This window comes from uncultured Nocardioides sp. (assembly GCF_947489365.1).
Classification (GTDB): Bacteria; Actinomycetota; Actinomycetes; order Propionibacteriales; family Nocardioidaceae; genus Nocardioides.
Genome location: NZ_CANLDB010000003.1, coordinates 542,244 through 567,635 on the forward strand (window position 1 = coordinate 542,244; position 25,392 = coordinate 567,635).

The 25,392-nt window shown below is 73.1% G+C and carries 25 protein-coding genes; 16 read left to right on the forward strand and 9 right to left on the reverse strand.

The annotated features are described in order from the left end of the window. The first annotated feature begins 41 nt into the window (after nt 1-41). Together Q0858_RS11725 and Q0858_RS11730 are read left to right on the forward strand one after the other, a co-directional pair. Nucleotides 42-1,607, forward strand: a complete 1,566-nt coding sequence (locus Q0858_RS11725) for a long-chain fatty acid--CoA ligase (RefSeq protein ID WP_299054352.1) — start codon at nt 42-44, stop codon at nt 1,605-1,607. Nucleotides 1,608-1,651: 44 nt separating this feature from the next. Then, nucleotides 1,652-1,843 (forward strand): hypothetical protein, encoded by a 192-nt coding sequence (locus Q0858_RS11730; protein WP_299054354.1) that lies wholly within the window; start codon nt 1,652-1,654, stop codon nt 1,841-1,843. A 145-nt stretch (nt 1,844-1,988) separates the two neighbouring features. On the opposite strand, the gene rsgA is transcribed toward Q0858_RS11730, so the two are convergent. Both rsgA and Q0858_RS11740 read right to left on the reverse strand, forming a co-directional pair. Next, nucleotides 1,989-2,951 (reverse strand): ribosome small subunit-dependent GTPase A, encoded by a 963-nt coding sequence (gene rsgA / locus Q0858_RS11735; protein WP_299054357.1) that lies wholly within the window; start codon nt 2,949-2,951, stop codon nt 1,989-1,991. Between the two features lie 274 nt (nt 2,952-3,225). Continuing rightward, entirely contained in the window at nt 3,226-3,726 is a 501-nt protein-coding gene (locus Q0858_RS11740) for a general stress protein (protein ID WP_299054360.1), read from the reverse strand. A 59-nt stretch (nt 3,727-3,785) separates the two neighbouring features. On the opposite strand from Q0858_RS11740, the gene purS reads away from it, so the two are divergent. After that, a complete protein-coding gene (purS, locus tag Q0858_RS11745) occupies nt 3,786-4,055 on the forward strand; it encodes a phosphoribosylformylglycinamidine synthase subunit PurS (protein ID WP_299054363.1) in 270 nt (89 codons plus the stop codon). Continuing rightward, nucleotides 4,052-4,723: a phosphoribosylformylglycinamidine synthase subunit PurQ gene (gene purQ / locus Q0858_RS11750; RefSeq protein WP_299054366.1), complete on the forward strand. Its 672-nt coding sequence runs from the start codon at nt 4,052-4,054 to the stop codon at nt 4,721-4,723. Before purS ends, purQ begins: the two co-directional genes overlap by 4 nt. 13 nt (nt 4,724-4,736) lie before the next feature. Here the strand turns inward: purQ and Q0858_RS11755 are convergent, their stop codons facing one another. Together Q0858_RS11755 and Q0858_RS11760 are read right to left on the reverse strand one after the other, a co-directional pair. Beyond that, nucleotides 4,737-5,183, reverse strand: coding sequence for a DUF3817 domain-containing protein (locus tag Q0858_RS11755; protein WP_299054369.1), 447 nt, complete (start codon nt 5,181-5,183; stop codon nt 4,737-4,739). Nucleotides 5,184-5,257: 74 nt separating this feature from the next. Further along, complete coding sequence (locus Q0858_RS11760; protein WP_299054372.1) at nt 5,258-6,640, reverse strand: glycoside hydrolase domain-containing protein; 1,383 nt, start codon at nt 6,638-6,640, stop codon at nt 5,258-5,260. Between the two features lie 262 nt (nt 6,641-6,902). On the opposite strand from Q0858_RS11760, the gene Q0858_RS11765 reads away from it, so the two are divergent. The 3 genes from Q0858_RS11765 to purL all read left to right on the forward strand — a co-directional run bounded on the left by Q0858_RS11765 (nt 6,903) and on the right by purL (nt 12,092). Beyond that, complete coding sequence (locus Q0858_RS11765) at nt 6,903-8,237, forward strand: C1 family peptidase (protein ID WP_299054374.1); 1,335 nt, start codon at nt 6,903-6,905, stop codon at nt 8,235-8,237. 222 nt (nt 8,238-8,459) lie between these two features. Further along, complete coding sequence (locus Q0858_RS11770) at nt 8,460-9,791, forward strand: endonuclease/exonuclease/phosphatase family protein (protein ID WP_299054377.1); 1,332 nt, start codon at nt 8,460-8,462, stop codon at nt 9,789-9,791. A 36-nt stretch (nt 9,792-9,827) separates the two neighbouring features. Next, entirely contained in the window at nt 9,828-12,092 is a 2,265-nt protein-coding gene (gene purL, locus Q0858_RS11775) for a phosphoribosylformylglycinamidine synthase subunit PurL (protein WP_299054549.1), read from the forward strand. Nucleotides 12,093-12,250: 158 nt separating this feature from the next. On the opposite strand, the gene disA is transcribed toward purL, so the two are convergent. Both disA and radA read right to left on the reverse strand, forming a co-directional pair. Next, entirely contained in the window at nt 12,251-13,333 is a 1,083-nt protein-coding gene (gene disA / locus Q0858_RS11780; RefSeq protein ID WP_299054380.1) for a DNA integrity scanning diadenylate cyclase DisA, read from the reverse strand. A 100-nt stretch (nt 13,334-13,433) separates the two neighbouring features. After that, a complete protein-coding gene (gene radA / locus Q0858_RS11785) occupies nt 13,434-14,849 on the reverse strand; it encodes a DNA repair protein RadA (protein WP_299054383.1) in 1,416 nt (471 codons plus the stop codon). 150 nt (nt 14,850-14,999) lie between these two features. Between radA and Q0858_RS11790 the strand changes: the two genes are divergently transcribed. After that, a complete protein-coding gene (locus Q0858_RS11790) occupies nt 15,000-16,040 on the forward strand; it encodes a LacI family DNA-binding transcriptional regulator (protein WP_299054386.1) in 1,041 nt (346 codons plus the stop codon). A 172-nt stretch (nt 16,041-16,212) separates the two neighbouring features. Here Q0858_RS11790 and Q0858_RS11795 read toward each other — a convergent pair whose 3' ends face one another. From Q0858_RS11795 to Q0858_RS11805, 3 genes are all read right to left on the reverse strand, one after another. After that, the gene (locus Q0858_RS11795; protein WP_299054389.1) at nt 16,213-16,938 is read right to left on the reverse strand and encodes a class I SAM-dependent methyltransferase; all 726 of its coding nucleotides are present in this window, start codon (nt 16,936-16,938) and stop codon (nt 16,213-16,215) included. Between the two features lie 28 nt (nt 16,939-16,966). Next, nucleotides 16,967-17,605, reverse strand: a complete 639-nt coding sequence (locus Q0858_RS11800) for a VOC family protein (protein ID WP_299054392.1) — start codon at nt 17,603-17,605, stop codon at nt 16,967-16,969. Between the two features lie 83 nt (nt 17,606-17,688). Next, nucleotides 17,689-18,477 carry a hypothetical protein gene (locus Q0858_RS11805; protein ID WP_299054395.1) on the reverse strand — a complete coding sequence of 263 codons (789 nt, stop codon included), beginning with the start codon at nt 18,475-18,477 and terminating at the stop codon, nt 17,689-17,691. A gap of 73 nt (nt 18,478-18,550) precedes the next feature. On the opposite strand from Q0858_RS11805, the gene Q0858_RS11810 reads away from it, so the two are divergent. The 8 genes from Q0858_RS11810 to Q0858_RS11845 all read left to right on the forward strand — a co-directional run bounded on the left by Q0858_RS11810 (nt 18,551) and on the right by Q0858_RS11845 (nt 25,392). Beyond that, nucleotides 18,551-19,522 (forward strand): Ppx/GppA phosphatase family protein, encoded by a 972-nt coding sequence (locus tag Q0858_RS11810; RefSeq protein ID WP_299054398.1) that lies wholly within the window; start codon nt 18,551-18,553, stop codon nt 19,520-19,522. Between the two features lie 7 nt (nt 19,523-19,529). After that, nucleotides 19,530-20,363 carry a sugar phosphate isomerase/epimerase gene (locus Q0858_RS11815; RefSeq protein WP_299054401.1) on the forward strand — a complete coding sequence of 278 codons (834 nt, stop codon included), beginning with the start codon at nt 19,530-19,532 and terminating at the stop codon, nt 20,361-20,363. A 249-nt stretch (nt 20,364-20,612) separates the two neighbouring features. Then, the gene (locus Q0858_RS11820) at nt 20,613-21,563 is read left to right on the forward strand and encodes a proline dehydrogenase family protein (RefSeq protein WP_366916009.1); all 951 of its coding nucleotides are present in this window, start codon (nt 20,613-20,615) and stop codon (nt 21,561-21,563) included. 9 nt (nt 21,564-21,572) lie between these two features. Further along, nucleotides 21,573-22,397 (forward strand): pyrroline-5-carboxylate reductase, encoded by an 825-nt coding sequence (gene proC, locus Q0858_RS11825; protein ID WP_299054404.1) that lies wholly within the window; start codon nt 21,573-21,575, stop codon nt 22,395-22,397. 77 nt (nt 22,398-22,474) lie between these two features. Beyond that, on the forward strand, nt 22,475-23,641 hold the full coding sequence (locus Q0858_RS11830) for an acetoin utilization protein AcuC (protein ID WP_299054553.1): 1,167 nt from the start codon (nt 22,475-22,477) through the stop codon (nt 23,639-23,641). Nucleotides 23,642-23,827: 186 nt separating this feature from the next. Further along, the gene (locus Q0858_RS11835) at nt 23,828-24,034 is read left to right on the forward strand and encodes a helix-turn-helix domain-containing protein (protein WP_299054405.1); all 207 of its coding nucleotides are present in this window, start codon (nt 23,828-23,830) and stop codon (nt 24,032-24,034) included. Between the two features lie 116 nt (nt 24,035-24,150). Then, nucleotides 24,151-24,252 (forward strand): AURKAIP1/COX24 domain-containing protein, encoded by a 102-nt coding sequence (locus tag Q0858_RS11840; protein ID WP_084653504.1) that lies wholly within the window; start codon nt 24,151-24,153, stop codon nt 24,250-24,252. A 51-nt stretch (nt 24,253-24,303) separates the two neighbouring features. Beyond that, nucleotides 24,304-25,392, forward strand: coding sequence for an NAD-dependent epimerase/dehydratase family protein (locus Q0858_RS11845; RefSeq protein ID WP_366916010.1), 1,089 nt, complete (start codon nt 24,304-24,306; stop codon nt 25,390-25,392).

Consider the following 25,392-nt stretch of genomic DNA (forward strand, 5'->3'; position numbering starts at 1 on the left):
ACGCGGGTGACGGGGATCACCCCGCCCCGTAGGGTTCGCGCATGACGAACCTCTCCCGCCTCCTCGAGGACACCGCCGCCTCGTACCCCGACCGCACCGCGATCGTCATGGGCGACACGCGCCTGTCGTACGCCGAGCTGCAGGGCGCCTCGAACCAGGTCGCGAACGTCCTCGCCGAGCGGGGGATCCAGCCGGGTGACAAGGTCGCCCTGACCTGCCCGAACATCCCGTACTTCTCGATCGTCTACTACGGCATCCTCAAGGCCGGCGCGACCGTCGTCCCGCTGAACGTGCTGCTGCGGGGCAAGGAGGTCGCCTACCACCTTGACGACTCGGACGCGAAGGCCTACTTCTGCTTCCAGGGCACCGAGGAGCTGCCGATGGCGGAGGCCGGCAAGGCCGGGTTCGACGCCACCGACGGCTGCGAGCACTTCTTCGTGATCACCGCGGACCCCTCCGCGGACTCGCCCATCGAGGGCACCGAGACGCTCGGCCGGGCCATGTCCCAGGCCTCGGGTGAGTTCGACTCGGTCGACGTGGACGACGACGACACCGCCGTCATCCTGTACACCTCCGGCACGACCGGGAAGCCGAAGGGTGCGGAGCTGCGGCACCGCAACATGCGGGACAACGCGATGGCGGGCCAGGGCATCTTCGGCGCGAACGTCGACGAGCCCGACACCTTCCTCTGCGTGCTGCCGCTGTTCCACTCCTTCGGCCAGACGGTGATCCAGAACGCCGGCTTCGGCTTCGGCGGCACCGTCGTCATGCTGCCCCGCTTCGAGGCCCACGCGGCCCTGAAGCTGATGCTCAACGAGGGCGTCACGTTCTTCGCCGGCGTCCCGACCATGTACTGGGGCCTGCTCGGCGCGCTCGACGAGTCTCCGGTCGACGTCTCCAGCCTCGCCGAGAACCTCCGCGTCGCCGCCGCGGGCGGTGCCGCGCTGCCGGGCGAGGTGCACAAGGACTTCCAGGCAAAGTTCGGGGTCACCATCCTCGAGGGCTACGGCCTCTCGGAGACCTCCCCGGTCGCCAGCTTCTCCCCGTGGGGCGAGGAGCCGCGGGTGGGCTCGATCGGCCGCCCGATCGAGGGCGTCGAGATGAAGCTGATCGACCCGGACCCCGACAAGCGCGAGGACCTCCCCGAGGGCGAGGACACCGTCGGCGAGATCGCCATCAAGGGCCACAACATCATGAAGGGCTACTACAACCGCCCCGAGGCCACCGAGGAGGCCATCGTCGACGGGTGGTTCCGCTCCGGTGACCTGGGGCGCAAGGACGCTGACGGCTTCTACTACATCGTCGACCGCAGCAAGGACATGATCATCCGCGGCGGCTTCAACGTGTACCCCCGCGAGATCGAGGAGGTGCTGATGAGCCACCCGGCCGTCTCGCTGGCCGCGGTCATCGGCGTCCCCCACGAGTCCCACGGCGAGGAGATCAAGGCGTTCGTCATCCTGAACAAGGACACCGACGAGACCCCCGACTCCCTCAAGGCCTGGGCCAAGGAGGAGATGGCGGGTTACAAGTACCCCCGCATCATCGAGGTCAAGGACGAGTTCCCGATGACCTCGACCGGCAAGATCCTGAAGCGGGAGCTGTCCTGAGGCTCGCCTGACGCCCGCGTCGTGAGCACTGCGAGGATGGGCCCGTGACCGTCGCACACTGGTTCGGGCTCACCCTCGCGCTCATGATGCTGGCCTTCGGCGCCGTCGCCGGCCTCCAGGGCGTGGGCTACGTCGAGGGTCCCTTCACCGGCTCCCGCAGCGCCGCCGGCTTCGGCTCCGCGCTCGCGGGCCTCGGCGTCGCGCTCGGCATCGTGGTGCTGCAGAACCGCCGCTAGGTCGCCGTCCCCGTCGGGCGCGTCTGGCGCGTCGCGCCGGCCGGTCGGGGGACTGCCGTTTTGCGCGAAACGGCAGCTCAGCGGCCCCGGACACTGCCGTTTGTGACGAAACGGCAGCGCCGGCCGCTGCTCCGCGGGCCCTGGATCAGGGCCGCTGCCGGGAGCGGGAGGCGCGGGTGAGGCGCTTCCACTCCTGCAGCTTGGCGGCTCGGGCGGCCGGGTCGGTACGACGCTCCAGGTAGGCCAGCTCACGGCGGGCGGCGTGCCAGCCGTCGAGGCGGCGGGTGGACAGCTCGCCGCTCGCGATGGCTGCCGTCACGGCGCAGCCGGGCTCGGTGTCGTGGGCGCAGTCGACGAAGCGGCACTCCTCGGCGAGCGCGGCGACGTCGGCGTACACGGCCGCCACGCCCTCCTCGCTGGCGTGCAGGTCGAGGTTCCGCACGCCCGGCAGGTCGAGCAGCGTCCCTCCCGAGGCGAGGCGGTAGAGGCGCCGGGTGGTCGTGGTGTGCCGGCCCTCGCCGTCCGCCCGGACCTCCCGGGTCGCCTCGTCGCGACCCTCCAGCGCGTTGAGCAGCGAGGTCTTGCCGGCGCCGGACGCGCCCAGCATCGTCGCCGTGACGCCCGCGCCCAGGTGGGCGCGGAGCGCGTCGAGCCCCCGGCCGTCCACGGTGCTGGTGAGCACCACCTCGACCCCCGGCGCCGCCGTACGGGCCTGCTCGGCGCGGGCGTCCGGGTCGTCGGCGAGGTCCGCCTTCGTGAGGACGACGAGCGGTGTCGCGCCGGAGTCCCACGCCAGGATCGCCATCCGCTCCAGCGCGCCCTCGCGCAGGCCGTGGTCCGCCGGCGCCACCAGCAGGACCAGGTCGACGTTGGCCGCCAGCACCTGCAGCTCGTGGCCGTTCGGGTCCGGCCGGGTCAGCTGCGTACGGCGGGGGAGGACCTCCGTGATCCGGCCGTCGGCGACGTGCACCTCGTCGCCCGCCACCGGTGTGAGCGACAGTCCGGGCGCGAGCCGCACCGCGGCGACGCCGTCGTCCGGCTCGTGCAGGACCTCCGCCGTCCGCCCGTGGACGACGACGACCCGTGCGCGCTGCTGGACCTCGACCATCCGGTCAGTGTCCGGCGGGCGGGGGCGGCGGGTCGACCGGTTTTCGGCGTCGGACGACGCCCGGGACCGGGCTGACGAAACCCCGGCTGGGCCCACGAAACTTCGTGGGCCCAGCCGGGGTTTCACCAGCCGACCCGTGAAACCTGAGGCAGCAGAGGCCAGAGTGAAACGCCCCGGACCGCACGCCGGGTCACCGGGTCTCGACACGCTCCGTCGCGGCTCCGTCCCTCAGCCGTGGTCGCTGCTCGACCACCGACGGTCCGTTCTTCGTTCCTCAGAACGGGTTGGGCCGCCCGCCGGGCAGGCCCGCGAGCAGCTCCTGCGCCTGCCCGAGCAGCTTGTGCTCGACGAGGACCTCGTAGCGGGTGGCGACGATGGTCGAGACGCTGGAGAAGTCACGGCGGCCGCGGGTGGCGGCGTACCCGATGAGCGCCCAGATGACGCCGAACGCCATGCCGAACAGGGCGGTGGCGACGATGACGCCGAGCACGTTCTCCTCGCCGAACAGGGAGAAGATGAGCCCGATGAAGAGACCGAACCACGCACCGCTGAGCGCCCCGGCACCGGCGACCTTGCCGCTGGTCAGCCGTCCGGTGATGCGCTCGACCTGACGCAGCTCGGTCCCGACGATCATGCAGTTCTGGACCGGGAACTCCGCGTCGGAGAGGTGGTCGACGGCGCGCTGGGCGTCGGCGTAGTCGTCGTAGGTGGCGAGCGACTGGGGGAACTCCAGCGAGAGCGCGGAGGCGGAGCGGGGACCGGACGACGTGGACATGCCTCCATTGTGCCCAGCCGGGCTGAGCGTCTGCTGAGCGTCGCCTCTACGCTGGGCCCATGGTCCGAGTCGTCGTCGACGTCATGCCCAAGCCCGAGATCCTCGACCCCCAGGGCAAGGCCGTCTCCGGCGCGCTGGTCCGGCTCGGGTTCGCCGGGGTCGCCGACGTGCGGCAGGGCAAGCGCTTCGAGCTCGAGCTGGAGGCCGACGAGGGCGACGGCCTCAGTGCCGACCGCCTCGCCGAGGTCGAGCAGATGGCCGCCACCCTGCTGAGCAACCCGGTGATCGAGGACTACCGGGTCCGCGTCGAGCAGGGGGCCGACGCGTGAGGGTCGGCGTCGTCACCTTCCCCGGTTCCCTCGACGACGTCGACGCGCAGCGGGCGGCGACGATCGCCGGCCACGACGTCGTCCCGCTCTGGCACGGCGACGCCACGCTGTCCGGCGTCGACGCGGTGATCCTCCCCGGCGGTTTCTCGTACGGCGACTACCTGCGCTGCGGGGCGATCTCCCGGTTCTCCCCGGTGATGGGCCCGCTGGTGGACGCCGCCACCGACGGCATGCCGGTCCTCGGCATCTGCAACGGTTTCCAGGTCCTCTGCGAGTCGCACCTGCTGCCGGGTGCCCTGGTCCGCAACGACCACCAGCGGTTCGTCTGCCGCGACCAGCGCCTCGAGATCCGCAACGCCGCCACCCCGTGGACGGCGTCGTACGAGCCGGGCCAGCAGGTCGTCGTCCCGCTGAAGAACGGCGAGGGCTCGTACGTCGCCGACACCGCCACCCTGGACGCCCTCGAGAACGAGGGCCGCGTCGTCGCGACGTACGTCGGGCCGAACCCCAACGGCTCGCTGCGCGCCATCGCCGGCATCACCAACACCGCCGGCAACGTCGTCGGTCTGATGCCGCACCCCGAGCACGCCGTCGAGGACCTCTGTGGTCCCGGCACCGACGGACTCGGGTTCTTCACCAGCCTGACGGCCCTCGCCGCCGCGCTCTAGCGAGAGGCGGCCGTCAGCCGACGGGCGGACCCACCAGCAGCGCGACGCCGGTCAGCGCGGCCACCGCGAGGACCCCGACACCGAGGCCCTGCGCCGGACGGCGGATCAGCCACGCCGCCGGACGCTCGAGCGCGCCCGTAGGGCGGTCCGTGGCGAGGCGCCACGAGGTGCCGAGGTGGCCCCGCCTCTCGGAGCGCCGGTCGAACCACAGCGTCACGAACGGCGGGACCGCCGAGACCAGGCCGAGCAGCGCGCGGCCGACCGGCCACCGCTGGTCGACGGCCACGAGGACCGTGGTGAGGCAGTAGGCGATGAACGCGACGCCGTGCAGCATCCCGCCGACGCTGACGACGGCGTCGGTGGTGCGGGTGACGTACTTGAGCACCATCCCGACGAGCAGGAGGGCCCAGGTGAGGGCCTCGGTGACGGCGACGACCCGGAAGAGACGGAGCGGGCTCATACGGACAGGATCCCCCGCGGCCCCCCACCGGGGGCCGAGGGGGATCCTCGGGGGGTCTGCTCAGGAGATCCGGGTCACGCGCCGCCGCGGCCGAAGCTCATCGCGCGCCAGCTCGCCTCGGTGACGATCCCGGTCTGCGGCTGCTTGATGCGGGCCTGCCAGCGGCGCACGGCGGCCTCGACCTCGCGGTCGTAGTGCGCGTCGACGTCGCCCTGGCGCAGCCCGGTGGCGTTGAGCATCCGCTGCACGCGGCGGACCTGCCAGCCGTTCGAGCCGAACTTCAGGACGGGGCGGTCGCCCTCCGAGGCCATCCGGATCCACCCGGTGCGGCCCCAGCCGCGTCCGCCGGTCATGCCACGGTCGCGTCGGTACGCCGTCACCGCGTCGCCGGTGGCCCGGTCGTAGGTGCCGCTGACCTCCGCGTCGTAGAAGCCGCGCATCTTCAGGTTGCACTGCAGGGCCCGGACCATCTTGCCCTTGGCGCCCGGCGTCAGCGCGCCGTACGTCGGGAGGTCGACGACGACGTCGCCGCACTTGGTCCGGCTGGCGAGCGGTCGCGAGCCCTGGCCGACCTCGAGCCAGTTGCTGTCGATGTTGATCGTGACGCCGCCGTGGGTCTCGAGGTGACCGCCGCGGTACTGCTTGACCCGGCGGCCCGGGCGCCAGCCGTCCTCACGCAGGTACGACGTCGAGGAGTTGGCCTGCTCGTCCCAGCGGGCGAACCAGATGTACTGCGGCATGACGTACTTGCCGGGGCGCTCGACGCGGGCGTCGTCCCAGGCGTTCAGCCCGGAACCGGCGCTGGAGTACAGGCCGGTGGTGAAGCCCAGGCGCTTGACCGTCGTGTTCCACGCGGAGACGAAGGCGAGAGCCGACTCGCGGCAGCTCGTGTTCCCGGTGTCGAAGGCCTCCATGTCGTACCAGAGCACGCTCTTCGGGGCGATCCCGAGCCGCTTCGCGGCGTCCACGCTGCGCTGACCCTCGGTGCGTCCCATGGCGCGTGCCGCGACGTAGCGGCTGTTCGGCCCCGGGGTCGGGTTGATCGTCGGGTCGTTGCCGTAGCGCGGGAAGTGAGGGCTGCAGGAGGCCTGCGGGCCGAGGGTGATGGGCAGCAGCTCCCAGCCCTGGGCGAGCTGGGTGCTCACCCAGTCCGGCGTGAGGTTGCGCTGCTCGCGGCAGCCCCGGGAGGCGCCCGAGATGTAGATCCCGACGGCGAGGAACGGCGAGGTCTCCATCCAGCGCGTCATCGACGCCTGGGACGGCGCCTCGCACTGGTCGAAGCCGAAACCGGTGAGGTTGCCGGGGGTCACCGGGTTCGCCGCGACGGCGGGCGACGCGGTCACGGTGGTCGCGCCGAGCACTCCGCCGACCAGGCCGAGCAGGCTCGTGCAGGCGGCGGCGAGGCGGACGCGGCGGCGGACCCGGAGGGTCGTCGAGGGGGTCAGAGGACTGGCCACGGGGGTCTCCAAACGGCGGGGAAGATGCCGCCCGAGTCGGCACGGCCAGTCACTGTAATCACACTGTTCACACGCGTAACACGTGTTCACTGGAACTACAGATCTGTAATTCGCGGCCGCGAAACCCTGCCCCCCGGAGGGAGGCGCAGGACGGCTCCCAGGGGTCACCGCCGGGAGCGGCGTACGGTCGGGGAACCGACTCGATTAATCCCCCCAGTCGCAGCACCTCGGCACCCATCCGACGACGAACGCAGGAGCAGGCATGACGGGAGCGATCAGCACCGACCGGATCGAGCAGCTGGCGAAGGCCTTCGAGGCCGACCCGCACGCGCGGGTGATGCAGAACGCGGTCACGAGGACCGCGATCGACGCCGTCGCCCTCGACCACCGCGCGGCCGTCGCCGCCGAGCGGTCGATGTCGCACCAGCTCGACGACTGGTCGGCCACGAACCAGAAGATGTCCGGCCGCTGCTGGATGTTCGCCGGCCTCAACCTGCTGCGCGTCGGCGCGGCGGAGGAGCTGGGTCTGAAGGAGTTCGAGTTCTCGCAGTCCTACCTGCAGTTCTGGGACAAGCTCGAGAAGGCCAACTTCTGGCTCGAGTCGGTCATCGAGACGTCCGACCGCGACGTCGACGACCGCACCGTCGCCCACCTGCTCGGCTCCCCGACCGAGGACGGCGGGCAGTGGACGATGTTCGTCGCGCTGGTCGCCAAGCACGGGCTCGTGCCCAAGTCGGTCATGCCGGAGACGCAGTCGTCGTCCGAGACGCGTCAGCTGAACCGCAACCTCGGCGACGTCCTGCGCCAGGCGGCCCGCGACCTGCGCGCCGCCGCGGCGTCCGGTGAGTCCGTCGACGCGCTCCGGGAGCGCAAGGAGGGCGTCCTCGAGACCGTCCACCGGGTCCTCGCGATCCACCTCGGCACCCCGCCCACGAGCTTCGACTGGCAGTGGCGCGACAAGGACAAGGGCTTCCACCGCGACGGCGTGCTCACCCCGCAGGAGTTCGCGGAGCGCTACGCCTCGCTCCCGCTGGACGACTACGTGTGCCTCGTCCACGACCCCCGGCCCACCAGCCCGGTCGGCCGCACCTTCACCGTCGAGCACCTGGGCAACGTCGTCGGTGGCCCGCCGGTCGTCTACCTCAACGTCGACGTCGCCACGATGAAGAGGATCGCCGTGGACTCCATCGTCGGTGGCGAGCCGGTCTGGTTCGGCTGCGACGCCGGCAAGATGCACGACCGCGACGGCGGCACCTGGGACGCGCAGCTCTTCGACTACGACGCGGTGTACGGCACCACGTCGGACATGACGAAGTCCGAGCGCCTGCTGCACGGCGCGACGGCGATGAACCACGCGATGCTGTTCAGCGGTGTGGACGTCGTCGACGGTGCGCCCCGGCGCTGGCGGGTCGAGAACTCGTGGGGCACCGACAAGGCCGACAAGGGCTTCTGGACGATGACCGACGGCTGGTTCGACGAGCACGTCTTCGAGACCGCCTGCCGCGTGGACGCGCTGCCCGTCGAGCTCCGGGACGCCATCGCCACCCCGCCGATCGTGCTCCCCGCCTGGGACCCGATGGGGGCGTTGGCGCAGTAGGGCGTGAGGAACGAGCGCCCTGCGTCGCGCCAACGGGTCGAGCAGCCGCACGACGGCCCTTCGACAGGCTCAGGAACCGCGAGGTCGTGACCGGTGTGTCGAGACACCGGTGAGGCGAGAGATGACCGCTGGTGCACGCCGCTCTCTCGTTCACCTCCCCGCCGCGCGGCTGTGGTAGCAACGACCCCGACCAGCCCGCCACCCGTCCTGCTCGGAGGACCCGTGACCCTGTCCCGCCCTGCCCGTCTGCTCGCCGTCGGCACGCTCGCCGCCGCCCTCGCCCTCCCGACCCTCGCGGGCACCGCCGTCGCGGGTCCCGGTGGTCCGCAGGGTCCTGGTGGCCCGAAGGGCACGCAGAAGACCGACACGGTGCGCTTCGCGACCTTCAACGTCTCGATGTTCCGCACGACCGAGGGCGAGCTCGCCGCCGACCTCGCCGACGCGGACGACGAGGCGCAGGACGTCGAGGTCCGCAACGTCGCGGAGATCATCCAGCGGCAGCGGCCCGACGTCCTGCTCCTCAACGAGTTCGACGTCGACCGGTCCGGGGAGTCGCTGCGGGACTTCCAGGACAACTTCCTCGGCGTCGGTCAGGGCGGCGCGGAGCCCATCCGCTACCGCCACTCGATCGTCCTGGACTCCAACACCGGCGTCGCCAGCGGCTACGACCTCAACAACGACGGCCAGGTCGGCACCTCGGGCCGGGCGTACGGCGACGACGCGTTCGGGTTCGGCGAGTTCGAGGGCCAGTACGGCTTCGCGGTGCTCTCGCGCTACCCGATCGACGAGCGGGCGGTGCGGACCTTCCAGGACTTCCGCTGGGCCGACATGCCCGGCGCGCGGCTGCCCGACGACCCGTCCACCCCGGAGCCCGCAGACTGGTTCACCCCCGAGGAGCTCGAGGTGGTCCGGCTGTCCAGCAAGAACCACGCCGACGTGCCGATCCGGATCGGCCGGAAGACGGTCCACGTGCTCGCCAGCCACCCGACCCCGCCGAGCTTCGACGGCCCCGAGGACCGCAACGGCAAGCGCAACGTCGACGAGATCCGGCTCTGGGCCGACTACGTCTCGCCCGGGCGCCGCTCCGCCTACCTCGTCGACGACGACGGCCGCCGGGGTGGGCTGAAGCCCGGGTCGCCCTTCGTGGTGATGGGCGACCTCAACGCCGACGCGTCGAACGACGGCAGTGGCCTGCCCGGCGCCGCCGGCCAGATCGTCGAGCACCCGCTCGTCCGGGACGCGCGGCCCCGCAGCCGCGGCGCGGCGGAGGCCTCGCGCCTGCAGGGCGGCGTCAACACCAGCCACCGCGGCGACCCCGCGCTCGACACCGCCGACTTCAGCGACGGCCCAGGCTCCGGCGGCAACCTCCGCGTCGACTACGTGCTGCCGTCGCGGCCGCTGCAGGCGCGTGCCGCCGGGGTGTTCTGGCCCGAGCTGGCCGACCCGCTGTCGCGGCTCACCGGCGTCTACGACCCGGCGTACACGAACGGGTTCCCGAGCTCGGACCACCGCATGGTCTGGGTGGACGCGAAGGTGCCCGGCGCGGGCCGATAGATTGCCGCCGTGGCCGACACGACCGCTGGTGCAGAGCTGGACACCGTCGCGAGGGCCGCGGAGGACCCCGGGCGCGCGCAGCCCTGGGCCGACCTGGGTCTGAAGTCGGACGAGTACGACCGGATCCGGGAGATCCTCGGTCGTCGCCCGACCAGTGCGGAGCTGGCGATGTACTCGGTGATGTGGAGCGAGCACTGCTCCTACAAGTCCTCCAAGGTCCACCTCAAGCAGTTCAGCGAGGTCCCGCAGGAGACCCCGGTCGGCAAGATGCTCGCCGGCATCGGCGAGAACGCCGGCGTCCTCGACATCGGCCAGGGGTGGGCGGTGACCTTCAAGGTCGAGTCCCACAACCACCCGTCGTACGTCGAGCCCTACCAGGGCGCCGCGACCGGCGTCGGCGGCATCGTCCGCGACATCCTCGCCATGGGGGCCCGGCCGGTGGCCGTGATGGACCAGCTCCGCTTCGGCCCGATCGACGCCCCCGACACCCGCCGCGTGCTGCCCGGCGTCGTCGCCGGCGTCGGCGGCTACGGCAACTGCCTGGGCCTGCCGAACATCGGCGGCGAGGTCGTCTTCGACGCGACGTACGCCGGCAACCCGCTGGTCAACGCGCTCTCCATCGGCGTGATGCGCCACGAGGACCTGCACCTCGCCAACGCGTCCGGGCTCGGCAACAAGGTGATCCTGTACGGCGCCCGCACCGGCGGCGACGGCATCGGCGGGGTCTCCGTGCTGGCCTCGGAGACCTTCGACGCTGACGGGCCCGCCAAGCGCCCGTCGGTCCAGGTCGGCGACCCGTTCATGGAGAAGCTGCTCATCGAGTGCACCCTCGAGGTGTTCGCGGCCGGGCTGGTCGCGGGCATCCAGGACCTCGGGGGCGCCGGGCTGTCGTGCGCGACCTCCGAGCTCGCGTCCGCGGGCGACGGCGGCATGCACGTCGACCTCGACCTGGTGCCGCTGCGCGACTCCACGCTCTCGCCCGAGGAGATCCTCATGAGCGAGAGCCAGGAGCGGATGATGGCCGTCGTCGAGCCCGTGCACGTCGACGCGTTCCTCGCCGTCTGCGCCAAGTGGGACGTCGACGCCGTCGTCCTCGGCGAGGTCACCGACACCGGCCGGCTGCACGTCGACTGGCACGGCGAGCGGGTCGTCGACGTCCCGCCGCGCTCGGTGGCGCACGACGGGCCGACGTACGAGCGCCCCTTCGCCCGGCCCGCCTCCCAGGACTCGCTGGTCGCCGACACGGCCGAGGCGCTGCCGCGGCCCTCGACCGGCGACGAGCTCCGCGAGACCGTGCTCCGCATGGCGGGCTCGCCCGGCCTGTGCGACCGGTCGTTCGTCACCGACCAGTACGACCGCTACGTGCGCGGCAACACGGTGATGTCGCAGCCCGAGGACTCCGGGATGCTCCGCGTCGACGACGCCACCGGCCTCGGCGTCTCGCTCGCCACCGACGGCAACGGCCGCTACACCCGCCTCGACCCGTACGCCGGCGCGCAGCTCGCGCTCGCCGAGGCCCACCGCAACGTGTCGGTCGGCGGGGCACGGCCGCTCGCGGTCTCGGACTGCCTCAACTTCGGCTCGCCCGAGGACCCGGCGGTCATGTGGCAGTTCGCCGAGGCCTGTCGCGGGCTGAAGGACGCCTGCCTCGCGCTCGGCGTCCCCGTCACCGGCGGCAACGTCAGCCTCTACAACTCCACCGGCGAGACCGCGATCCTCCCCACCCCCGTCGTCGCCGTGCTCGGCGTGATCGACGACGTCGCCACCCGCGTCCGCTCCGGGCTGCCCGCCGACGGGCTGCACCTGCTCGTCGTGGGGGAGACCCGCGAGGAGCTGTCCGGCTCGGAGTGGGCCCACGTCGTCCACGGCCACCTCGGCGGCGTCCCGCCGCGCGTCGACCTCGACGCCGAGAAGGCCCTGACGGCCCTGATGGTCGAGGCCGCCGCGGCCAGGACCGTCGCCGCAGCGCACGACCTCTCCGACGGCGGCCTCGCCCAGGCGCTGGTCGAGGCCTGCATCGCCGGTGGGCGCGGCGCGACCGTGCGCCCCGAGGCGCTCGGGGTGGACCCGTTCGTCGCGCTGTTCTCGGAGTCCTCGGCCCGCGCGCTCCTGGCGGTCACCGCCGAGCACCTGGACGCCGTCCGCGCCCGCGCGACCGAGCTGGGCCTCGCGGTCGCCGAGGTCGGGACGACGGGTGGCGACACCCTGGTCGTGGACGCCGGCGACGCGTCGTTCGAGATCGCCGTGGCCGAGGTCGAGACGGTGTGGCGCGCGACGCTACCGGCGGTCTTCGACAACTAGCCGCACGTCAGCCGCGAGGTCTCGACAAGCTCGACCACCGGTGGTCGAGCTCGTCGAGACTGTCACCAAGATCTCGACCCGCCGATCGCGACCTCGTCCCCCGGTCGCGTCGCTCGCTCGATCTCTTCGCCTCACGACCTCGCAAGTTCGGTCGTGGCTCAGACATATCTGTCGAGGATGCTCGACTCCGCGAGGCGCGAGAGACCCTCGCGGACCGAGCGGGCGCGCAGCTCGCCGACGCCGTCGACGGCCTGGAGGTCGTCGAGGCCGGCGGCGAGGAGCTTCTGGAGCGTGCCGAAGTGCTCGACCAGGCGGTCGACCACGATCGGGGGGAGGCGCGGCACCTTCGCGAGCAGCCGGTAGCCGCGGGGCGCGACCGCGCCGTCCAGGTGCTCGCCGCCGGACAGCCCGAGGGCGCGGGCGACCGAGGCGATGTCGACGAGGTCGGTGGGGGTGAGCTGCTCGAGGCGGATGCGGACGTCGTCCGCGCTCGGCGTACGACGCTCGGGCAGGTAGTCGCGGATCACCAGCTCGAGCTCGGGGTCGACGCCGGTGATCAGCTCCTCGAGCTGCAGCGACAGGAGGCGGCCATCGGTGCCGAGCTCGAGGACGTAGTCCTCGATCTCCCGGGCGATGCGGGTGACCATCTCGAGGCGCTGGGCGACGACGACGACGTCGCGGACCGTGACGAGGTCCTCGACCTCGAGCGCGGAGAGGCTGCTGGTGACCTCGTCGAGGCGCAGCTTGTAGCGCTCGAGGGTGGCCAGCGCCTGGTTCGCCCGGGACAGGATCTGCCCGGAGTCCTCGAGCACGTAGCGGGTCTCGCCCACGTACGCGGCGATGATCTGCATCGACTGCGACACCGAGATGACGGGGAAGCCGGTCTGCCGGGCGACCCGGTCGGCGGTGCGGTGGCGGGTGCCGGTCTCGACCGACGGGATCGACTGGTCGGGCATCAGGTGGGCGGCCGCGCGGTGGATGGTCGTCGCCTCGGCGTCGAGCACGATCGCGCCGTCCATCTTGGCCAGCTCGCGCAGGCCCGTGGCGGTGAAGGGCACGTCGATGACGAAGCCCCCCGAGGCGAGCGAGTCGACCAGCTCGTCGCGGCCGAGCACGAGCAGGGCACCGGTGCGTCCGCGCAGGATGCGCTCGAGACCGTCACGCAGCGGGGTGCCCGGCGCGATCGTGGCGAGGGTCGCGCGCAGGCGCAACGACTCCTCGGTGCGCTCGATGCCGACCACTGCTGCTCCCCGTTTCCTGCTTCCCCACGCCCCGGCGGCGGCGTACGCCGTACGTCTGGGCGGTCAACACCCTAGGGCATCGTCCTGACCGCACCCGTTCTCACAGGACGTCCTGCTCACGAGGGCTCGTGATCCCGAGGAGCTGCAACGCCTCGGCGACGCCGCGCACCTCGATGACGCGCATCCCGTCGACCTCGGCGGGTGCACCGCCCTCGCCGACGCCGCGGTGCCACGGGACCACCGCCACGGCGAAGCCCTGCCGCGCGGCCTCGCCGAGGCGCAGCCGCAGGTCGCGCACCCGGCGCACCTCGCCGGCCAGCCCGATCTCGCCCATCACGACGGTGCCGAGGGGCGGGGCGCTCTCGTGGTGCGCCGAGGCCAGGGCGACCGCCAGGGCGAGGTCGGTGGCGGGCTCGGTGAGCTTCGCGCCGCCCACGGTGGACGCGAAGACGTCGGCGTGGTGGGTGCGGACGCCGCAGTGCTGCGCGAGCACGGCCAGGATCATCGCGACGCGCGAGGAGTCCAGGCCGGACGTCGTCCGACGCGGCCGCTCGCCGGGGGAGGCGGTGACCAGCGCCTGGACCTCGGCGAGCAGAGGCCGACGACCCTCCATGGAGACCGCCACGCAGGTGCCGGGCACGCGCGCGGCGTGGTGCTCGACGAACAGGCCGGTGGGGTCGGTGACGGCGCTGATGCCGTCGGCGGCGAGGTCGAAGCAGCCGACCTCGTCGACGGGCCCGAAACGGTTCTTCATCGCCCGCACCATCCGGAAGCGGGACGACCGGTCGCCCTCGAAGTGCAGGACGACGTCGACGAGGTGCTCGAGCACGCGGGGACCGGCGATGCCGCCGTCCTTCGTCACGTGGCCCACGAGCACGACCGTGATCCCGCGCGTCTTGGCGACCCGGATGAGCGCGGCCGCCACCTCCTTCACCTGGGTGACGCCGCCGGGGACTCCCTCGGTGTCGGGGGCGCCGATGGTCTGCACGGAGTCGACCACGACCAGCGCGGGCCGCACCGCCTCGATGTGGCCCAGGACCGCGGCCAGGTCGGTCTCCGCGGCGAGGTACAGCTCGTCGTGGATGCCGCCGGTGCGGTCGGCGCGCAGCCGGACCTGCGAGGCGGACTCCTCGCCCGTCACGTAGAGGGTGCGGAGCTTGCGGCGCGCGGTCTGGGCGGCGACCTCGAGCAGCAGCGTCGACTTGCCGACCCCGGGCTCGCCCGCCAGCAGGACGGCCGCGCCGGGCACCATCCCGCCGCCGAGCACCCGGTCGAGCTCGGGCACCCCGCTGCTGCGGAAGGCCGCGGCCTCCTGGGGGACCTGGCCGATCGGGACGGCCGGGCTGCTGACGGGACCGGCCGTCGTCCGCACCCCCGTGCCGGCGGTGGCGGCGGGCGCGGCCTCGGCGACGGAGCCCCACGCCCGGCACTCCAGGCACCGGCCGACCCAGCGAGGCGTCTCCCACCCGCACTCGGCGCAGCGGAAGGAGGTCCGGGTGCGGGTTGGCTTGCTCATGACGACGACGCTAGGCCACCCCGCCGACAGTCCCGCGTCGTCGCTCCCCGGAGCGGTCGGGAGCGCGACCGGGGCCCCGGTGTTGACCCGGTGGGAGCGTCCCCGGATCATGGTTTGGAACGTTCAAGTGACCGACCTGGGGGAGCCGCGATGGTCCGGCCCGAGCCGCGCAGCCCGGCGTACGCCGCGGGCCCGCCGACGCTCGCCGACGTCGCCGACCTCGCTCGCGTCTCCCGCCAGACGGTGTCGAACGCGCTGAACAACCCCGACCTGCTGCGGGCCGACACGCTCGAGCGGGTGCAGGCGGCGGTCGCCGAGCTCGGCTACACGCCCAACCGGGCGGCACGGAACCTGCGCACGCGCTCCTCGCAGCTGATCGGGATGCGGTTCGTGCCCGGCCAGGAGGGCACCGCGAACGCCGCGATGGACCGCTTCGTCCACTCGCTGGTGGAGACCAGTCGTGAGGCCGGCTACCACGTGCTGCTCTTCGCGGGCCACGGCACGGACGCGCTCGCGGGGTACGACGACCTGCTCCGCTCGACCGCCGTCGACGCGTTCGTCGTCACCGACACCTTCCTCGGTAACCCGCAGACCAGGTGGCTGGAGGAGCGCGGCGCCCCGTTCGTCGCCTTCGGCCGCCCCTGGGACCAGCCCGAGGCCACCCACCCGTGGGTCGACGTCGACGGCGCCGCCGGGGTGGTCGCCGCCACCGAGCACCTCCTCGGCCACGGCCACACCCGCGTCGCCTGGATCGGGTGGCGCAAGGACTCCCGCATCGGCGAGGACCGCCGCTCTGGCTGGTCGCGGGCGATGCACGCCGCGGGCCACCCGACGTCCGGCCTCGCCTCGCGCACCGAGGACACCGTCGCCAGCGGCCGCGAGGCCGCCGCCGTCCTGCTCGACGAGGCCGGGGCGACCGCCTTCGTGTGCGCCTCCGACACCCTCGCGATGGGCGTCCTCCACACCCTCGACGAGCGGGGTCTCGTCCCCGGCCGGGACGTCGCCGTCATCGGCTTCGACGACTCCCAGGTCGCCCAGGTCGTCCCCGGCGGCCTGAGCTCGGTCCGTCAGCCGCTCGAGCAGGTCGCCGTCGAGATCGTCGCCGCCCTCTCGGGCCTCCTGGCCCACCCGCCGTCCAGCGCCCCCAACGTCCTCCTCGCGCCCTCGCTCGCTGTCCGCGCGTCCGGCTGACCGCCCCGCGCCCGCCTCCGCGTGGTCACAGGGGCCTCACCTGTCTCTGGTTTCGCCGGCTGGCTGGTGAAACCCCGACCGGGCGGACGAAGCTTCGTCAGCCAGGTCGGAACGTCGCGGGTCGGCTGGCGAAACCCGGCCACGCCCGCCCGACCGAGAACGAGAGCCCTTCTCAGAAGTGCCGCCACCAGAGGTTGACGGCGTAGTCGACCTCGAGGCCGGCGGAGGGCGGGTGCTCGGCGAGGGCGGCGTCGGCGGTGGCGCGGTCGAGCTCGATGCGGACGACGGCCTCGAGGTCCTCGCGGGAGCCGAAGCGCCAGCAGGTCCTGATCGGCGTACGACGCCAGCCGCGGGCGGCCCAGAAGCGCTCGACCGCGGCGGGGTCGATCTTCGGGTAGCCGCGGCGGAACCACGCGCCGAAGGTCGAGGTGGTGCCGTCGTTGTCGATGACGAACGCCGTCCCGCCCCGGCGCACGACGCGGTCGAGCTCGCGCAGGCCCGGCTCGCACCCCGGGCCGAAGAAGTAGGCCCACCGCACGTGGACCACGTCGACCGAGGCGTCGGGCAGCGGGACCTGCTGCGCCGACCCGTGCCGTACGTCGACCCGCGGCGTCCCGGTGACCCGGCGCCGCGCGAGACGCACCAGGCCCGGGTGCGGCTCGACGCCGATCACCGACGCGGCGGTCGCGGCGAAGTGGGGCAGGTGGAAGCCGGTGCCGCAGCCGAGGTCGAGCACGGTGCGGCCCGACCAGTCGTCGGGCCCGAGCACGTCTCGCATCGCGGCCCACACCAGGCCGTCGGGGTCGAACGCGTGGTTCTCGACCTCGTACGTCGCGGTGTGGTGCCAGATGTTCGGGCTCGGGACCGCGCCGGGCGCGAGCCCGGGGACGGTGGCCATGCCAGGAGCTGCCGGGAGGGGAGGGGCGTCAGATGCGGACGAGGCCCTGCGGCGTCTGGACCTGCGCGGCGATGATGCCGGGGGTGCCGTGCGGGGCGACCCAGTCGACCTTCACGTCCTCCAGTGGCGCCTCGACGGTCTCGCCGAGCCACTCGCTGACGCGGCGCGGGTCGCCGGCGATCTCCAGGCACGCCAGGCTCCACCGCTCGTCGGCGCCGGCGCTGGGGTGCAGGTCGGCGGGCGACTCCCACTGCACGAAGAACGGCAGCTGCGGGTCCGAGATCAGGCCGTGGACGCCGATCTGGCGCCACAGCAGCTCGGTGCGGTCGGGACGGTGGCGGTTGCCCTTCACGGACTCCCGCCCGAGGCGGCGCTCGACGACGGAGATGTCGTCGACCGCCACGACCCAGCCGAGCCAGCCGCCGCCGAGGGCGGAGCGGGCCCGGACGGCCTGGCCGAAGGGAGCCTTGTCGGAGGCCGGGTGGTCCAGGACCTCCACGATCTCGAGATAGGTGTCGTCCGACATCGGCAGGATCATGTTGCGGGTGCCGAAGCGGGGGTGGACCCCACCGTCGACGAAGTCGGTCCCGAGCAGTCCCCCGATGCGCTGGGCGGTCGCGGCCAGTCCGTCAGGGCCGGCGGCGAAGGAGAGGTGGTCCAGGCGCATGCAGGGATTGTCACCCGGCCCCCGAGCGGTCGTGACCCCGGGGGCGTGTTCTCTTGACATCGAGATGACGCGTGTGGGAACGGTCACCGCTGACCGCCGCGCCCCGGGTCGGCGGGGTGCACGGCGAGTCGCCGCCGTCCGCCGCGCAGGTGCTGCGCGCAGGCCACGGCCAGGACGTCGTACGCCGCCCGGCCCATGAGCGCGACCAGCTCGGGCTCGTTGGTCAGGTAGAGCGGTCGCGGGGCGTCGTGCGCCTCGGTGTTGCCGGAGCAGTACCAGTCCAGGTCGTGCCCGCCGGGCCCCCAGCCGCGGCGGTCGTACTCGGCGATCGACACCTCGGTGTACGTCGTGTCGTCGCCGCGGGTGACCTCGCGGAAGGTCCGCCGGATCGGCAGCTGCCAGCACACGTCGGGCTTGGTCTCGAGCGGCTCGCGCCCCTCGACGAGTGCCAGCGCGTGGAGGGCGCAGCCCTCGCCGCCGCCCTCGGGGGTGGAGAACCCCGGCCGGTTCGCGAACACGCACGAGCGCTGGCCGTCGACCTCGTGCACCCGCGTCTTCCGCTCGCCGTCCTCGGGCTCGGTCCAGTCCTCCCGGACGACCTCGCGGCCGGGGTGCGCCTGCCACAGCGCCGGGGTCAGTCGCGCCACGTGGCCCGCGACCCGCTCCTCGTCCTCGTCGTCGGAGAAGTGGGCGCCCAGCGTGCAGCACCCCACGTCCGGGGAGTCGGCGTAGATCCCGGCGCAGCCGGAGCCGAAGATGCAGCGGTAGCGCGACGTGAGCCAGGTCAGGTCGCAGCGGAACACCTGGTCGGCGTCGTCGGGGTCGACGAGCTCGAACCAGGCGCGGGGGAAGTCGAGGTCCACCTCGGGCACGCGCCCACGCTACGGGCGGCCCACCCGGCGCCGCACGACGGGACGGCGGGGCGCGGGGCGTAGGTTGAGGCCCATGCGGCTGGGAGTCCTCGACATCGGGTCGAACACCGGGCACCTCCTGGTCGTCGACGCCCACGGTGGCGCGCCGCCGTCCCCGGCGTACTCGCACAAGGAGCCGCTGCGCCTCGCCGAGCACCTCACCGACGACGGCGCGCTCTCCGAGAAGGGTGCGGCCGCGCTGCGGGAGTTCGTCGCCAGCGCCCGCACGGTCGCCGACGACAAGGGCTGCTCCGAGATCCTCGCCTTCGCCACCTCCGCGGTCCGCGACGCCACCAACTCGTTCGAGGTCCTCGCCGACGTCCACGCGGCGACCGAGGTCGACGTCGCCGTCCTCTCCGGCGAGGACGAGGCCCGGCTGACCTTCCTCGCCTGCCGTCGCTGGTTCGGCTGGTCCGCCGGCCGGCTGGCGATGTTCGACATCGGCGGCGGGTCGCTCGAGATCGCCGCCGGCTCCGACGAGGCCCCCGAGGTGGCGTGGTCGCTGCCCCTGGGCGCCGCCCGCCTCGCCCGGACCTGGTTCGCCTCCACCCCGCCCGACCCCGACGTGGTCAGGAAGCTCCGCACCCAGGTCCGCGCCGAGATCGCCCGCGACGCCGGGCACGTGCTGCGCGGTGGTCGACCCGACCGGGCCGCCGCGTCGAGCAAGACGTTCCGCTCGCTGGCCCGCATCTGCGGGGCAGCGCCCAGCGCCGAGGGCCGGCTCGTGCCCCGGGTCCTGCCCGCCACGACGCTCGGCGAGTGGATCCCCAAGCTGGCGACGATGAGCTCCGAGGAGCTCGGGGAGCTGCCCGGCGTCTCCACGAGCCGCACCCACCAGATCCTCTCGGGGGCGCTGGTCGCCGAGGCCGTCATGGACATCTTCGACCTGCCCGAGCTCGAGATCTGCCCCTGGGCACTCCGCGAGGGCCTGATCCTCGAGCGGTTCGACCACCTCGGCATCCGCTCGGACGGCGCCACCGCCGACACCCGGGTGGCCGGCCGGTGAGCGCGCGTTGACCGAGCGACCCCGGCCCCTCGTGGGCCTCTCGACCAGCTCCGTCTACCCCGAGTCCAGCGCCCGCGCCTTCGGCTACGCCGCCGACCTGGGGTACGACGCCGTCGAGGTCATGGTCGGCATGGACGGGCTCAGCCAGGAGATCGACGCCGTCGCCGCGCTGTCGGCCCACCACGGCGTCCCCGTCTGCTCCGTCCACGCCCCCTGCCTGCTCTTCACCCAGCGGGTCTGGGGCACCGAGCCCTGGGGCAAGCTCGAGAGGTCGGCGGAGATGGCGCACGCGGTGGGCGCCGACGTCGTGGTCGTCCACCCGGCGTTCCGCTGGCAGCGCGACTACGCCCGCGAGTTCGTCGACGGCATCGCGGCGCTCGAGGAGTCGACCGGCATCGCGTTCGCCGTCGAGAACATGTACCCGTGGCGGACCTCGAAGCGGCGCAAGGGCCAGAAGGGCCTCGAGATGTACATGCCCGGCTGGGACCCCTCGACGGAGACCTACGCCAACACCACCCTCGACGTCTCCCACGCCTCGACCGCCCGCAGCGACCTCCTGGCGATGGCCGACGCGATGGGGGACAGCCTGCGGCACATCCACCTCACCGACGGCTCGGGCTCGGCGAAGGACGAGCACCTGGTGCCCGGACGTGGCGCCATGCCCGCGGCGGAGCTGCTGCAGCACCTCGCCGGCCGTGGGTTCGGCGGCCACGTCGTGCTCGAGATCAACACCCGCAAGGTCGCGGACGCCGACGAGCGCACGGCCGACCTCCGCGAGTCCCTCGCCTTCGCGCGCCGGCACCTGGGACAAGCCGCCACGGGCGAGCCTGCGAGCCCGTGACGCGGCGCAGGTCGAGCGAGCGCGCGACCGAGCTTGCGAGGTCGCGTACGCGGGTCGAGATTCGGTGACTTAGGCCGTGGTCCGGTGCGGGGATCTCGTGGCTCGGCCGTGGCCGGCCTCGCACCTCGATCTCCGTCGAGGTCCAGGTGCTCGACCGGCGGCGGGGCGAGGCCGGGACCGGCCCGACAGGGCGCGGACGTAGCCTGACGTGGTCGGCACCACACGGGCCGACGGGAGCGGAGGAGCGACATGTCGGTGCTACGGGGTCCGCTGATGTGGCTGGCACGCAACGAGCGGGTCAAGGACCTCGCCACCACGATGCCGGTGACGTCCTCGGTCGTCGCGGGCTACGTCCCCGGCGAGTCGACCGCCGAGGTGGTCGAGGCGGTCGCGGCGTGCGAGGCCGACGGCCTGCTCACCACCATCGACTTCCTCGGCGAGGACACCGTCGAGGCCGCCCAGGCGCAGGCATGCGTCGCGGCGTACGTCGAGCTGCTCGAGCAGCTGGCCGCCCGCGGGCTGGCGCGGGGCAGCGAGGTCTCGGTGAAGCTCACCGCCCTGGGCCTCGCGCTGCCCGCGTCGCAGGCGCCGCAGGGCGGGCACCGGACCGCGCTGGAGAACGCCCGCACCGTCTGCCGAGCCGCGCGCAACGCCGGCACCCAGGTCACCGTCGACATGGAGGACCACACCACCACCGACGCGACGCTGGCCGTGCTGCGCGAGCTCCGCAAGGACTTCCCCGAGACCGGCGCGGTCGTGCAGGCCTACCTGCGCCGCACCGAGGCCGACTGCCGCGCGCTCGCCCACGAGGGCTCGCGGGTGCGCCTGTGCAAGGGCGCGTACGACGAGCCCGCGAGCGTCGCGTTCACCGACAAGCACGAGGTCGACCGGTCCTACGTGCGGTGCATGCGGGTGCTGATGGCCGGCGAGGGCCACCCCATGCTCGCCACGCACGACCCGCGGATGATCGAGATCGCCCGGTCGATCGCGGGCCGTCACCAGCGCGAGCCCGGCAGCTACGAGTTCCAGATGCTCTATGGCATCCGCCCCGAGGAGCAGAAGCGGCTGGCCGCGGAGGGCGAGACCGTCCGGGTCTACATCCCCTACGGTTCCGAGTGGTACGGCTACCTGGTCCGCCGGCTCGCCGAGCGCCCGCAGAACCTGTCCTTCTTCGTCAAGTCCCTGGTCTCCAAGAAGTAGGTGCACCGAATGACGTCCGCAGACGGCACGCCCGCGGTGACCGCCGTCATCGGCGTCGGCGTGATGGGGGAGGCGCTCGTCTCCGGGCTCGTGCGGGCCGGCCGACCGCCCGCGACGATGCTGCTCGGCGAGAAGCGCCCCGAGCGGGCGGCCGAGCTCCGCGAGCGCTACGGCATCGCCGTGGTCGACAACGTCGAGGCCGCCGCCGGCGCGCAGACCGTCGTCCTCGTCGTGAAGCCGCAGGACATGAGCGAGGTGCTCGAGGAGGTGGCCGGGTCGATCCGGCCCGGCCAGCTCGTGGTCTCCCTGGCCGCCGGGATCACGACCGCCTTCCTGGAGTCCCGCCTCCCGGACGGCGTCGCGGTGGTCCGGGTCATGCCCAACACCCCGGCCCTGGTCGACCAGGGGATGCTCACCATCTCCCCGGGCCGGCACTGCGAGGAGGAGCACCTGGCCGAGGTCGAGGCGCTGCTGGCGAGCACCGGCAAGGTGTTGCGCCTGCCCGAGAAGCACCAGGACGCCGCGACCGCGATCTCCGGCTCCGGGCCGGGTTACGTCTTCTTCGTCGTCGAGTCGATGATCGAGGCCGGCGTCCACCTGGGCCTGCCGCGCGGGACCGCCACCGAGCTGGTGGTGCAGACCCTGGTCGGCTCCGCGGCGATGCTCGCCGAGACCGGCGACCACCCCGTCGTGCTCCGCGAGCAGGTGACCTCCCCGGCCGGCACCACGGCCGCCGCGCTGCGGGAGCTGGAGATCCACGGCGTGCGGGCGGCCTTCCTGGCCGCGCTCCGGGCGGCCCACGACCGCTCGCGGTCGCTGGCCGAGGGCTCGTGAGCGACACGCCGTACGAGCCCCCGTCGCGGCTCGCGCGTCCGGTGGTCGGTCCGGCGGCCGGACCCGGCTGCGGCGCCCTGTCCTCGGTGGTGTTCGACCAGGAGCTCTGCGGCTACGACTTCGGACCGGGCCACCCCATGCACCCGATCCGCGTCGACCTCACGATGCGGCTCGCGGACGCGCTCGGCGTGCTCGACCGGGTGACGGTGGTCCCCGCCCCGATGGCGGACGACGACCTGATCCGCACCGTCCACGACGACGACCTCGTCCGGGCCGTGACCCGCCTCGGCCACGAGGGCGGGCAGGACCTCGCCCACGGCCTCGGCAGCGACGACAACCCCGTCTTCCGTCGGATGCACGAGGCGACCGCGCACGTCGTGGGCGCGAGCGTGGAGGCCTTCCGCCGGGTCTGGTCGGGGGAGTCGCTGCACAGCGCCAACGTCACCGGGGGGCTGCACCACGCGATGCCGGACCGGGCCAGCGGCTTCTGTGTCTACAACGACGTCGCGATCGGCATCCAGAGCCTGCTCGACTCCGGCGCCACCCGGGTCGCCTACGTCGACGTCGACGCCCACCACGGCGACGGCGTCGAGAAGGTGTTCTGGGACGACCCCCGCGTCCTCACGATCTCCCTGCACGAGACCGGGGAGATGCTCTTCCCCGGCACCGGCTACCCGCAGGAGACCGGCGGCCCGGAGGCCGAGGGCTCGGTGGTGAACGTCGCCCTGCCGCCCGGGACGTCGGACGCCGGGTGGCTGCGCGCCTTCCACGCCGTCGTCCCGCCGCTGCTGCGGGAGTGGCAGCCGGAGGTCCTCGTCAGCCAGCACGGTTGTGACTCGCACGTCGAGGACCCGCTGACCCACCTCAACCTCACCGTCGACGGCCACCGCACCACGTACGAGGCGCTGCACGACCTGGCGCACGAGGTGGCCGGCGGCCGGTGGGTGGTCACCGGGGGCGGCGGCTACGCCCTCGTCGACGTCGTCCCCCGCTCGTGGACGCACCTGCTGGCCACGATGACGGGGACGCCGGTCGACCCGCACCTGCCCACGCCCCAGGCCTGGCGCGACCACGTGACGCGGAGCCTGGGCCGCTCGGCGCCGATGCGGATGACCGACGGCCGCGACGTCGTCTGGCGGGACTGGAGCGAGGGCTACGACCCCGCCACCTGGCTGGACCGCTCGGTCCACGCCACCCGCACCGAGGTCTTCCCGCTGCACGGCCTCGACCCAGCGGCCTGGTAGCCCACGCCACCGACCCCTTCCGGGGGTCGCGCCACGGTGGTTTCAACACGACACGCCGTGCGCACAGGAGTTTTTCAGCAACTTGCTTCACACGCGTCACATCTGGCCCTATCTTTACGTCAGACGCGGTGCGGTCCTCCGTCGGCAGGGTCGACGACGCACGAGCGGTCGGAGAAGGACGGACCCATGGCAGCCAGCTCCTCCTCGGACATGTCCGACGCGAAGTTCCTCACCGTCGCCGAGGTCGCCTCGGTGATGCGCGTGTCCAAGATGACGGTGTACCGGCTCGTGCACAACGGGGAGCTCCCCGCGGTCCGCGTCGGGCGCTCGTTCCGCGTCCTCGAGGAGGACGTCAACCGCTACCTCCGCGAGAGCTTCTTCGACGCCGGCTGAGTCGCGGTGCCGCACGAGGGCCGATCGGCTGTCGGGCCCGCGGAGAGCGGCCGTTAGGCTGTCGTGGTCGCGCGGCGTGCCTGCCGGGTGACTCCGGACGCGAGAGGTTGTTCCCTGTGGGTTCTGTCATCAAGAAGCGGCGCAAGCGCATGGCCAAGAAGAAGCACCGCAAGCTGCTGAAGCGCACGCGCGTCCAGCGCCGCAAGCTCGGCAAGTGACCCACCGCGGCGGCGCCTGAGGGCAGGTCGGGAGTGGGTCGGGTCGTCCTGGTGACCGGGGTCTCGCGCGACCTCGGTCGTCGGAGCGCCGCGGCACTGGCCGCCGCGCCCGGCGTCGACCGCGTGATCGGCGTCGACGTCTCGCCTCCCCGTGGCGACATGGGCGGCGTCGCCTTCGTGCGCGCCGACATCCGCAACCCGGTGATCGCCAAGGTGATCGCCAAGGAGGACGTCGACACGGTCGTCCACCTCAGCGTCATCGCCACCCCCGGCACCTCCGGCGGGCGGAGCACGATGAAGGAGCTCAACGTCATCGGGACGATGCAGCTCCTCGCCGCCTGCCAGCGCGCGCCGCGGCTCGACCGCCTGGTCGTGAAGTCGACGACCACCGTGTACGGCGCGAGCAGCCGCGACCCCGCGATGTTCACCGAGGACACCGAGCCGCGCCGCCTGCCCCGGTCGGGCTACGCCAAGGACGCCTCGGAGGTCGAGGCCTACGTGCGGGGCTTCGCCCGCCGTCGGCCCGACGTCCGCGTCACGATGCTGCGCTGCGCCAACGTGGTCGGGCCGCACGTCGTCAGCCCTATCACGTCGTACTTCCGGCTGCCGGTCGTCCCCACCGTGCTGGGCTTCGACCCGCGCCTGCAGTTCCTCCACGAGCGCGACCTCATGGCCGTGCTCGGGCACAGCGTCACCGACGGGGCCCACGGCACCTTCAACGTGGCCGGCGCGGGCGTCGTGTCGCTCTCGCAGGCGCTGCGTCGCCTCGGCCGCCCGTCCGTCCCGCTGCCGGCCGCGGCCGTCGGCGGCGTCGGGTCGGTCCTGCGGTCCGCGCGGCTGACCGAGTTCTCCCCCGAGCAGGTCTCGCTGCTGACGTTCGGGCGCGGCGTCGACACCACCCGCATGCGCGACGTGCTCGGCTTCGAGCCGCGCTACACCACCGCCTCGGCGTTCGCCGACTTCGCCGCACACATCGCCCCGGGCCCCGGGCCGGGCGAGCGGGTCGTCGCCGGCCTCGGGCGGGTCCTCGGGGCCGGGGTGCCGGACGACCTGGACGGTCCCGACGGGCCCCGCGGGTCCGGCGTACCGTCGAACGCCGGGGCGACGAGGGCCCTGGGTCGAGGGGGACGCGATGCGTGA